Below are 9,996 nucleotides of genomic sequence, written 5' to 3'. Positions count from 1 at the left end.
GAAGTAACTGTCCGTGAAGAATCCGATGCGCATTCAGATCAGCTCCTCGTACAGCCGTCGGTACTGGTTCGCGACCGTCTCGAGCGAGAACGCCTCGCTACGCTGGGCCGCGCTCGATCCGAGTCGGTTCCGGAGGGCGGGGTCCTCCAGGGCCTCGAGGGCGTCGACGAACCCCTCGAGGGCCGTCTCGTCGTCGCCGGCGTCGACTTTGAGACAGTCCCGGCCGTCCTCGAGCCAGGCGAAGGTCTCGATGTCGCGGACGAGGACGGGCTTGCCGGCGGCCATCGCCTCGAGGAGGGCGATGCCCTCGTTTTCCTCGTGGGTGGGGAAACAGAAGACGTCGCCGGCGGCGTAGGCGCCGCGGATGTCCTCGACGTAGCCGGTGAACGTGCAGTTGTCGGGGGCGGTCTCGATCAGGCGGGTAGTCTCGCGGCCCTTCAGCGAGCGGTCCAGCGGGCCGAACCACGCGAAGTCGAACTCGGGCAGGCGGCGGGCGAGTTCGACGAACGTCTCGAGACCCTTGCGCTTGATGACGTGGCCGACGAGGAAGACGACGGGCGGTTCGAGGTCGTAGCGCTCGCGATACTGCGTCTCGAGGTCGCGAAAGCCCTCGAGTTTCTGGCGGTCGACGCCGTTGGAGACGACCGTCGTCGGCGTGTCCGTGTAGGACTGGATCAGGTTCTGGTTGTACTGGGAGGGACAGACGAGCGCGTCGGCGAGGCCGTAGGCCCGCTCGAGGTACGGCTTGAGCGGTTTGGCGAGGGCGTTGGTAAAGCGGAAGCTGTCGCCGAAGTCCTCTGCGGTGACGTGGGCGTGGGCGAGGACGGGAATTCCCCGCGAGCGGGCGCGGGCGGCGTACCAGACCGAGCGCGGGCCCATGAGGTTGCAGTGCAGGAGGTCGGCCTCGAGTGTGGGCTCGGTGGTGTAGGGGATCTCGAGTCGGTCGAGGATCTTGCGCTGGTGGGCGACGGACTCGCGGATGCCGCCGGTGACGTGATCCTCGAGTTCGAGGTAGTGGCTGATTTTCATGGGGGTGTGGGTGTGGAGGGGTCGGTGGGAGAGTTACTCGAGTTCGAGCCAGGGGACCTNGTGACGTGATCCTCGAGTTCGAGGTAGTGGCTGATTTTCATGGGGGTGTGGGTGTGGAGGGGTCGGTGGGAGAGTTACTCGAGTTCGAGCCAGGGGACCTCGACGAGGGGCGGGATGTGGGTTTCGATGTGGTGTTCCCAGACGCCGTGCTCGCCGAACGCCTCGCCGTGGTCGGCGGTGACGACGACGCGGCCGTCGAGGTCGTCGGCGAGGTCGGCGACCTCCTCGAGGGCGATGCGGAGGTTTTCTTCGTAGAGCTCGAGGGCGGCGTCGCGGGTGCCGCTGCGGAGGAGGTCGGCGGGGTNGGCGACCTCCTCGAGGGCGATGCGGAGGTTTTCTTCGTAGAGCTCGAGGGCGGCGTCGCGGGTGCCGCTGCGGAGGAGGTCGGCGGGGTTGAGTTCGAGCCAGAGGCCGGCCTTCTGGGCGAGTTCGCTGCCCTCGAGGCGACGCTCGAGTTTGGGGCGGATAGTGTCGCCGATGGCCGAGAGGGCGCCGGCACCGGCACCGTCGGTGCGGGCGTCGGTGTCGTTTTCCTCGTCCTGGCGGCGGATGCCCTTCTGGATCTGTTTGAGTTTCTGGCCGGTGCCCCGGGAGAGGTAGGGGGCGTGGGGCTGCATGTAGTGGAGGACGGTGCGGTCGGCCCGCTCGACGGCGTCGGGGTGGTCGCGCATGNTTCTGGCCGGTGCCCCGGGAGAGGTAGGGGGCGTGGGGCTGCATGTAGTGGAGGACGGTGCGGTCGGCCCGCTCGACGGCGTCGGGGTGGTCGCGCATGGCGGCGGCGAGGCCGTCGGGAGGGACGGTCCCGAGGTCGTCGTCCCAGCGGGTTTTCCAGACGTCGAAGACGCGGTCGATGTGGTCGCTGGCGGTCCAGTCGTAGTCGCAGCTGGCGCCCCACTTGAGTTCGTTCAGCGGGATTCCCAGGTCGTTGATGAAGGGGTTGCCCGAAAAGTATGCGATATCGTGCTCGCCCGTGAAGGTGCGGTAGGCCCACTCGGGTGTCGAGGAGCCGGGACTGCGGCGCTTCTCGAGGTCGCCCTCGAGGTAGTCGTCGTAGACGTCCTCGAAGACGTCGTACCGACAGGCGTCCAGNGAGGAGCCGGGACTGCGGCGCTTCTCGAGGTCGCCCTCGAGGTAGTCGTCGTAGACGTCCTCGAAGACGTCGTACCGACAGGCGTCCAGAACCAGACAGTAATCCCACTCGGACTCGAGGAACTGGTGGTCGTCCATTAATTGCGTCGACGTTGCGATTCGATCTACGTATTCTTACTGATGACGACCCGTTCCTGTCTCGAGGAGGACACTTCTAGGCCGGTCGGTCGCGCATCCCCACGGCGGGGCGAAACGGTGCGGCCGAACGAGCGTTCGCCCGGAGTTACTCCTTCGCGTCGGCCGACGCCGGGTCGTCGACCTCGACCGCGACGGGCTGGCGGACGAGGTTCCCCCACTCCGTCCACGAGCCGTCGTAGTTCGTGGTGTCCCAGCCCAGCAGTTCGTGCAGGGTAAACCACGTGATCGAGGAGCGCTCCCCGATACGACAGTACGTGATGACCTCGGTGTCGCCCTCGATGCCGCGGTCGGCGTACACCGAGCGCAGGTCGTCGCCGCCCTTGAACCGCTCCTCGTCGTCGAGGTTCTCCTTCCAGGAGATGTTGGTCGCGCCGGGGATGTGGCCCGCTCGGCGCGCCGTCTCCTTGCTCCCCTCGGGAGCGACCTTCTCGCCGCGGTACTCGGCTTCCGAGCGCACGTCGACCAGCGGGATCTCGGGGTCGTCGCCGACCTCGGCGCGGCCCTCCGCGGAGGAGTCGCTCTCGATTGCGGCGACCTCCTCGACGCGCTCGAGGTACGCCCGCAGGTCCTCCTCGGGGCCCGCCGACTCGTACTCCCGGGCGGTTACGTCGGGCTCCTCGTCGGTCGTCGGATAGTCGTTCTCGAACCAGTAGGCGCGGCCGCCGTCGAGCAGTTTGACGTCGTCGTGTCCGTAGTACTTGAACTGCCAGTACGTGTAGGCCGCCCACTGGTTTGACTCGTCGCCGTACAGGATAACCGTCGTATCCTCGGTGATCCCGGCGCCGCCCATGATCTCCTCGAACTCCGCTCGCTTCAGGATGTCGCGCTCGACGGAGTCCTGAAGGTGGGTCCCCCAGCGAAAGCCCACGGCGCCGGGGATGTGCCCCTTGGCGTAGGACTCGTCGTACTCGATGTCGGCCTCGACGAGCCGGTAGTCGGGGTCGTCCGATCGGACCTCGTCGAGGTGTTCCTCGAGCCACTCCGGCGAGACGAGGACGTCGGTGTCGCCGTCGTACTTCTCGTCGATCTCGGGGTCGGAGAACGTGGCGTCGCTCATCGAGTCGATAGGGTGTCGCCAGCGTGATAGCGTCTGTGACTGCACATGTCGGGTTCCCCGATTCTCGAACCCTCCGCCGCGGCGGGCGATCGATTCGCCGCGGCCGGAACTCGTCTCGGCGTCCCGGTCTCGCTCCGCGACCGAGTCGCGGGCGCTCCCCTCGAGTTGTCGTCAGAGTTCGGCGAGCACCGCGTCGGCGTCGTCGAGGTAGGACTCGAGGTGAGTCTCGTCGTGGGCGGCCGAGAGGTGGTGGCGCTTGTACGGGTTCGGCGTAAAGAAGTGGCCCCGTTCGCGCATCCCCGACGCGAACGCGCGAAAGCGCTCCTCGTCGAGCCCGACCACGTCCTCGTAGTCGCGGGGGTCGCCGCGCACGCCGAACTGGACGCTGAAGATGCTCCGGTGGCCGACGACGCGTCCGTCGACGCCGCGGTCCTTGAGCAGGTCGGACAGGCCCTCGCGGTAGCGGTCGCCGAGGTCGGTGAGGTACCCCTGGACGTCCTCGTCGACGACGGTGTCGATCGTCTCGCGCGCGGCGGCGAGTCCCGGAAGATTGCCCGAGTACGTTCCGCTGATGACGACGCCGGACTCGTTGTCGCCGCCCGCCTGCGCGAGCAGGTCCGCCCGGCCGCCGACGGCCGCCACGGGGTAGCCGTTGCCCAGGGCCTTCGCGACGCAGGTGAGATCGGGCGTGACGCCGACCTCGCCCTGGACGCCGCGGGGCGAGTGGCGGAACCCGCTGATGACCTCGTCGAAGATCAGCGGGACGTCGTTGTCCTCGGTCACCTCGCGAAGCGTCTCGAGGAACGCCGTCTGCGGCAGTAGACAGCCCACGGAGTGGGGGATCGGCTCGAGGATGACGGCCGCGAGGTCGTCGCCGTGCTCGCGGAAGATCTCCTCGACCGCCTCGGGATCGTTGAACGGCGCGACCAGCGTGTTCTCGACGGCGGCCGAGAGCATGCCGTCGGATTCGGGGTAACGTTCCCCGACGCGGTCGGCCGGCGGGTAGACGCTGACGTCGACGTAGTCGTGCCAGCCGTGGTAACAGCCCTCGAACTTCAGCACCTTCTCGTTACCGGTTGCGGCCCGGGCGAGCCGGATCGCGTGGTAGGTGGCTTCGCTGCCGCTGTTACAGAAGTTCACCATCTCGACGCTGGGCAGCAGGTCCACGAGCCGTTCGGCGACCTCGACCTCGAGGGGTGCCGTGCCCGCCCCGAACAACACGCCGTCGTCGATAGCGCCTCGAGCCGCCTCGTCGACGGCGTCGTGGGCGTGGCCGAGCACGATCGGCCCGAACCCGAGGTGGTAGTCGGTGTACCGCTCGCCGGTAACGGTCGTCAGCGTGGCGCCCGACGCCGATTCGAAGGCGACGTCGCCCGTGTCGTACGCCTGCGCCCGCAATCCCGTCTGTGCGCCGCCAGGGATGACCTCGCGTGCGCGGTCGACGATCGCTTCGTTTCGATCGGTCGTCGGTGGGTCGTTCGTCATCTTTGCGAAGGTTCTCAATCGTCGTTCGTCACGTTAACGGTCTCTTCACCCACACCGACGGGCGCGTCGGCCCACACGCCGGACGTGAGGTCGATCGCGTCGTTCCACTTCGCGACGACCGACGAGACGGCCAGATCGCCGGCGATGTTGTTCATTGTCCGGAGGCGATCGAGCAGCGGGTCGATACCCGCGATCATCCCGATGACCTCGAGTGGCAGTCCGACCTGGGTCAACACCGCGGTCATCATCACCAGGCTCGCGCTGGGAACACCCGCGGTGCCGACGCTCATCAGGAGCGCGGTCAGCAAGATTGCCACCTGTTCGAACAGCGTGAGCGACGCGCCCGCGATGTTCGCCGCGAAGATGGCGACGATCCCGAGATACATCGCCGTCCCGTCCATGTTGACCGTCGCCCCGAGCGGGAGCGAAAAGCCGTACACGCGCTCTTTGATTCGGAGGTTCTCGTCGGCGTCCGACATCGTGATCGGCAGCGTCGCACTCGAGGATCGGATACTTAGCGCCGTGATAAGCGCCTCCTTACTGCCACGCAGGAAGTCGACGGGCGACCCGCCGACGACCCCTCGAATGAGGAGCAAGAGGTAGACCAGCGTGATCTGCAGCCCGACGGCGACCGTCAGCGTCATCGCGAGGAAGAAGTACGCCGAGATGGCCTCGAGACCGATCTCTCCGAACAGCGCCGCCATCAGGGCGAACACGCCGAGGACGCCGAACTCCATGATCCCCCAGACGATTTTGAACATCACTTCCGCGCCGGCGTCAGCCACGTTAAAGATCGTGTCGATGCCGTTTCGGACGGCCGAGTCCGGTTCGACCTCCGCCCGGACCATGGTCATTCCGAGGCCGAACGCGAGCGTGAAGAAGATGATCGCGAGGATGTTCCCCTCCGCCAGCGCGCTGATGGGATTCGCGGGAACGATGTTGAACAGCTGGTCCGTCAGCGCCGGCGCCTGCTCGGTTTCGACGTCCGTCTGCTCGAGGGTAACTCCCGTCCCCGGATTGATGAGATTGCTCACGGCGAGCCCGATCGCGATCGCCACGGCCGTCGTGGCGAGGTACAGCCCCACTACCTGTCCTCCCACTTTTCCCAGGTTTTTCGGAGACAGTTCCCGCGTCGCCATCAACAGCGTGAAGACGATGATGGGAACGATGATCATCTCGAGCAACCGAACGAACAGATCACCGATCGGTTGGAGCGACATCGCGGGCCGTCCGACCGCCAGCCCGACGACGGCGCCGAGCACGAACGCCGCCGCGATTCGGTAGACGATGGGTACCCCCCGGTATCGTCGCCACGCGGATGTGATTGCACTTGTCATGCCCTCCCGAAGATTTTTCGCAAGGTGGTGATAATACTTCCGGAATACATACCTTTATACGAATTCGTTGACAATAACTAGAGATCGGTACGAAGACGACGAGAGCGAGCGATCGAGAGCGAGCTCGAGGAACTCGGTCCGTCTTCGGGGTGTCGTCGCCGCTGTCTACACGTTCATTGCTGTCTATTGCGAGTTTAACTCAGATCGAGCCGCTCACGGCCAAAGCCGCGGTTCACCTCGCGCTCTGTTTCCCACCCGACGTGTTACGGCATTACCTTTCTAACCCTCCGGACTCGCGTACCGGTCGATGGGCCTGATGAACAAACTTCGGCGGATGCTCGGATTACTCGAGGGACGCGAGAACAAGGTGGCGAAACAGATCAGCAAGCGAACCGGCGTGAGCGAACGGCAAGCCAGACGGGGCATCGACAAGGCCCGAGAACTAACCGGCGAGACCGAGAACGAGGACGGTTCGGACCACACTCGGCGGGAGCGACGGCAAAACTGAGGATCGTTGGGTTCCGCGTCGGTGGCGGGAGAGCACTCCCTCCCGGCTTCTGTCGGACCGTCGTCCAGCGTCTCCGGTGCGCCGTCGTCGGCAGGGTTGGGATCGAACGCGCTCGCTCTTCGGCTCGCCGTTAGGTGTCGACCGAATCGACTTCCTGATCGAGCGGATCCTCGATGTCGCCCATAACCGCCTCGAGCAGGTCCGTTACGGTCACCAATCCGACGACGTCGCCGTCCTCGATCACGAGCGCGAGTTCCTGGTTTTCCGCCTGGAACTGATCGACTGCGTCGCTTACGTCCACGTCGGGCGAAAGCGTCATCGGCGGCGCCACGAGTTCGGCGAAGTCGATATCGTCCTCGGCCAACTCCTCGCGATATCTGACGAGGACCGGCGTGTAGACGATCCCGCGGAAGTCGGTCAGATCGTCGCCGACTAACGGGTAGCGGGTCTGCGGGCGATCCTCCATCCGCCGGAAGTTCTCTTCGGGAGCCGCTTCGGTAGACAGCGCGACGATCTCCTCGCGCGGAACCATCACCCCGCTGATCGACTGCTCGCCGACCTGGAACGCGTTCATCACCTCCTCGCGTCGCTCCTCGGACAGGTCCCCCTCGTCGAGGACCGAGCCGAGCTGATTCCGCAGGTCCGCTCGAGATTCGATGACCTCCTGTTCGGTCTCGCGCCAGGCGCCCGTCATCTCGATCCCGAACAGGGCGAGCGTCTTCTTCGCGATCCAGTCGCCGAACCAGATCGCCGGCGCGAGAACCTTGGCGAACCAGTAGAGGGGACGCGCGCCGTACCTGCAGACTTGCTTCGAGCGCTCGACGCCGAGGTAGGTCGGCGTCTGCTCGCCGTGCGTGAGGTGAATCAGATTGATCAGCAGGAATCCGAGCACCGAACCGGCGCCGGCCGACGCCAGCGCCGTGTTTGCAAACAGCGGCTCGAACAGCGCCGCCAGACCGGGTTCGGCGACGATACCCAACGCGATGCTGGTCCCGGAGATCCAGATCTGGCACGACGTCAGATAGAACTCGAGGTCTTCGGTCATCTCCCAGGCGAGTTCCAGCGAGGGCGTGTCGAACTCCGACTTCGGATACTGCCGAGCGCGGGTCAGTCCGAACTCGGTTGCGACGAAAAAGGCGTTCAGCCCGATAAGGAAGAGGCCAGCCAGGATTCGTCCGCTGACCTCGAGTGGTCCCATCATCGTCCGTCCGTAGACACAGGCGATACAAATCAGTAGGGGAAGACGAATTATCCCGTCAACGAGACGATTCGTGTACTGACGGCAGCGTCCTCACGCCTCGATCAGATCGAGTCGAGATCCAGATCGACGGCGTACCAGTCGAGAGCGAGGATCAGAACCGCGCCGACGACCGCCGCGCCGGCGAACGCCACCGCCACCTCCGCCGAGAACCCGACCGTGGTCCGCACTTCCGACACCGGCGCCCGGAGCGCGCCGACGACGAGCGCGATGAGAAACGCCATCGTCGCCCGCCGGTTCCAGTCCAGCGACCGACGGATAACCCTCGAGACGGTAAAGAGGCCGACGAGACCGCCCAGAACGAACGTGACGATGACTACTCCGAGATCGACCAGCTCCCCTACCGGTCCGCCGACGACGGCGCGGCCGAGGGCGTCGGTAAACTGGCTGAGGGTCGTCGACAGTCGCGTGTACTGTCCGAGGATGATCAACAGGAGCGACCCGGAGATGCCCGGAAGGATCATCGCGCTGACCGCGACGGCGCCGGCGAGGAAGACGACGGGGAGGCCCCCTCCCTCCAGAAACGCTACCGGGCCGGAGAGGAGGAAGGCGACGACGAACCCGACGACGGCGGCGAACGCCTGAAATCCCGTCGAGATCGTCAACTGGCGGAGCAACACGACGGCCGAGGCCGCGATGAGGCCGAAAAAGAACCCGAACAGAAGCGTCGGGGCGCTCTCGTTGGCGACGTGGACGGCGCGCGTGACGACGACGATGGCGGTTCCGACGCCGGCGACCAGGGCGAGCCCGAACCAGCCGTCGACCTCCTCCCAGACGCCGACTGCGTCGCGAATCGAAACCCCGTTCGAGAACGGGACTACCGCGCCGAGCAACCGCCGGATTCGCCCCGGCGTGATCGCCGTAACCATGGCGATCAGACGGCCGTATATACCCGTGATGAGGGCGATCGTTCCGCCGGAGACGCCCGGCACGGCATCAGCGCTGCCCATACAGAGTCCGATAGCGAACGTGCGGATCCACTCCCGCACCGGCGGAACGGAGCCCCGTAGCGTGGATACTGTCTCCGGCGTAGAACTCATTAGCACATCGTACTGGCAATACGGTGAAATCCCTGTCGAAATCTCCACCGCGACACCGCTTTTCGATCGGCGATACGGGGCCGGTTCCCGCCGAGGTCGCACCAGCGTCGATCGATCGCCGTCGGCGAACGCTATCGATACATACTCGACGCGGGATTGAGTACGACAGACCAATCGGTAGCGATCCGGAACATACCCGCACATCCATGGTAACAGATCTATCGTTACTCGCCCTCGAGACGCGACTCGTCGTCGGTGCAGGTAGCCTCGAATCCCTCGTCGAATCGGCGACGGGCTGGCCGGGGATGGGTATCATCTTCGTGTACTCGTTTTTGATCGCGTTCGCTCTCCCGGGCCCGAGCGAAATCGTGTTGGTTGCACCGCTCGATCTCGGCCTTCCGTCGTGGGCACACCTTTCGAGCATCATGCTCGTGAGCGCGGTCGGCAAAGCCGCCGGCAGCGTCTTCGCGTTCCACATCGGTCAGGAGGTCAAGCGGGCCGGCCCGATCACGCGCTGGTTGCGACGGTCGAGGTGGAACGTCCTGAAGTGGTCCGAGAAGCGCTCCGTGCAACTCGCTCAGGAGTACGGCTACGGTGGCCTCGCGATCGCACTGTCGGTTCCTTTCTTCCCCGATACGATCTCGATATACGCGTTCGCCGTTCTCGAGCAGAATTACGTGAGATTCGCGATCGCGACCTTTCTCGGAAGTCTGGGTCGGCTCCTCGTTACGGTCGGGTTCTTCGGCGGTCTCTCGGCGATCTTCTGAACCGGCGGTTTCCGTTTTCGCCCGCGCCCGCCAGCGATCGCGACGGGTTCGATCGTCGCGGGAGCGTACGATCCGTTACAGCTTCCGTCGCTCGTTTCGTTGAAAGCGGCGTCCGTCGGTAGCTCCCCTTCCGCCGAGGCGCGGTCGGAGGCGCGGACGGGGACGGCC

At 65.5% G+C, this 9,996-nt stretch carries 8 protein-coding genes and 1 pseudogene; 2 read left to right on the top strand and 7 right to left on the bottom strand.

Annotated features, from left to right (window positions below):
* Positions 1–33: 33 nt before the first annotated feature.
* From C492_RS09575 to C492_RS09555, 5 genes and pseudogenes are all read right to left on the bottom strand, one after another.
* On the bottom strand, positions 34–1,029 hold the full coding sequence (locus C492_RS09575; RefSeq protein WP_008422873.1) for a glycosyltransferase family 4 protein: 996 nt from the start codon (positions 1,027–1,029) through the stop codon (positions 34–36).
* Positions 1,030–1,163: 134 nt separating this feature from the next.
* A pseudogene (locus C492_RS09570) lies at positions 1,164–2,316 on the bottom strand (hypothetical protein).
* A gap of 145 nt (positions 2,317–2,461) precedes the next feature.
* Entirely contained in the window at positions 2,462–3,433 is a 972-nt protein-coding gene (locus C492_RS09565) for a sulfurtransferase (protein WP_008422870.1), read from the bottom strand.
* 171 nt (positions 3,434–3,604) lie between these two features.
* Positions 3,605–4,918, bottom strand: coding sequence for an aspartate aminotransferase family protein (locus C492_RS09560; protein ID WP_008422869.1), 1,314 nt, complete (start codon positions 4,916–4,918; stop codon positions 3,605–3,607).
* A 14-nt stretch (positions 4,919–4,932) separates the two neighbouring features.
* Positions 4,933–6,255 carry a dicarboxylate/amino acid:cation symporter gene (locus C492_RS09555; protein ID WP_083898817.1) on the bottom strand — a complete coding sequence of 441 codons (1,323 nt, stop codon included), beginning with the start codon at positions 6,253–6,255 and terminating at the stop codon, positions 4,933–4,935.
* A gap of 316 nt (positions 6,256–6,571) precedes the next feature.
* On the opposite strand from C492_RS09555, the gene C492_RS09550 reads away from it, so the two are divergent.
* Positions 6,572–6,763, top strand: coding sequence for a hypothetical protein (locus tag C492_RS09550; RefSeq protein WP_008422867.1), 192 nt, complete (start codon positions 6,572–6,574; stop codon positions 6,761–6,763).
* 130 nt (positions 6,764–6,893) lie between these two features.
* Here the strand turns inward: C492_RS09550 and C492_RS09545 are convergent, their stop codons facing one another.
* Both C492_RS09545 and C492_RS09540 read right to left on the bottom strand, forming a co-directional pair.
* Positions 6,894–7,961: a CNNM domain-containing protein gene (locus C492_RS09545; RefSeq protein ID WP_008422866.1), complete on the bottom strand. Its 1,068-nt coding sequence runs from the start codon at positions 7,959–7,961 to the stop codon at positions 6,894–6,896.
* 104 nt (positions 7,962–8,065) lie between these two features.
* Positions 8,066–9,061, bottom strand: a complete 996-nt coding sequence (locus tag C492_RS09540; RefSeq protein ID WP_049892934.1) for a DUF368 domain-containing protein — start codon at positions 9,059–9,061, stop codon at positions 8,066–8,068.
* Between the two features lie 206 nt (positions 9,062–9,267).
* Between C492_RS09540 and C492_RS09535 the strand changes: the two genes are divergently transcribed.
* Positions 9,268–9,828, top strand: coding sequence for a YqaA family protein (locus tag C492_RS09535; RefSeq protein WP_008422862.1), 561 nt, complete (start codon positions 9,268–9,270; stop codon positions 9,826–9,828).
* The last annotated feature ends 168 nt before the right edge of the window (positions 9,829–9,996 follow it).

The organism is Natronococcus jeotgali DSM 18795 (assembly GCF_000337695.1).
GTDB classification, from domain to species: Archaea; Halobacteriota; Halobacteria; order Halobacteriales; family Natrialbaceae; genus Natronococcus; species Natronococcus jeotgali.
This window is presented reverse-complemented; position numbering and strand designations above follow the sequence as displayed.

What these genes read in the sequence shown, in the direction of transcription:
- C492_RS09560 (WP_008422869.1), bottom strand. Translation starts at nt 4,918, where the DNA reads ATGACGAACGACCCACCGACGACCGATCGAAACGAAGCGATCGTCGAC.
- C492_RS09535 (WP_008422862.1), top strand. Translation starts at nt 9,268, where the DNA reads ATGGTAACAGATCTATCGTTACTCGCCCTCGAGACGCGACTCGTCGTC.
- C492_RS09540 (WP_049892934.1), bottom strand. Translation starts at nt 9,061, where the DNA reads ATGAGTTCTACGCCGGAGACAGTATCCACGCTACGGGGCTCCGTTCCG.
- C492_RS09555 (WP_083898817.1), bottom strand. Translation starts at nt 6,255, where the DNA reads ATGACAAGTGCAATCACATCCGCGTGGCGACGATACCGGGGGGTACCC.
- C492_RS09550 (WP_008422867.1), top strand. Translation starts at nt 6,572, where the DNA reads ATGAACAAACTTCGGCGGATGCTCGGATTACTCGAGGGACGCGAGAAC.
- C492_RS09565 (WP_008422870.1), bottom strand. Translation starts at nt 3,433, where the DNA reads ATGAGCGACGCCACGTTCTCCGACCCCGAGATCGACGAGAAGTACGAC.
- C492_RS09545 (WP_008422866.1), bottom strand. Translation starts at nt 7,961, where the DNA reads ATGGGACCACTCGAGGTCAGCGGACGAATCCTGGCTGGCCTCTTCCTT.
- C492_RS09575 (WP_008422873.1), bottom strand. Translation starts at nt 1,029, where the DNA reads ATGAAAATCAGCCACTACCTCGAACTCGAGGATCACGTCACCGGCGGC.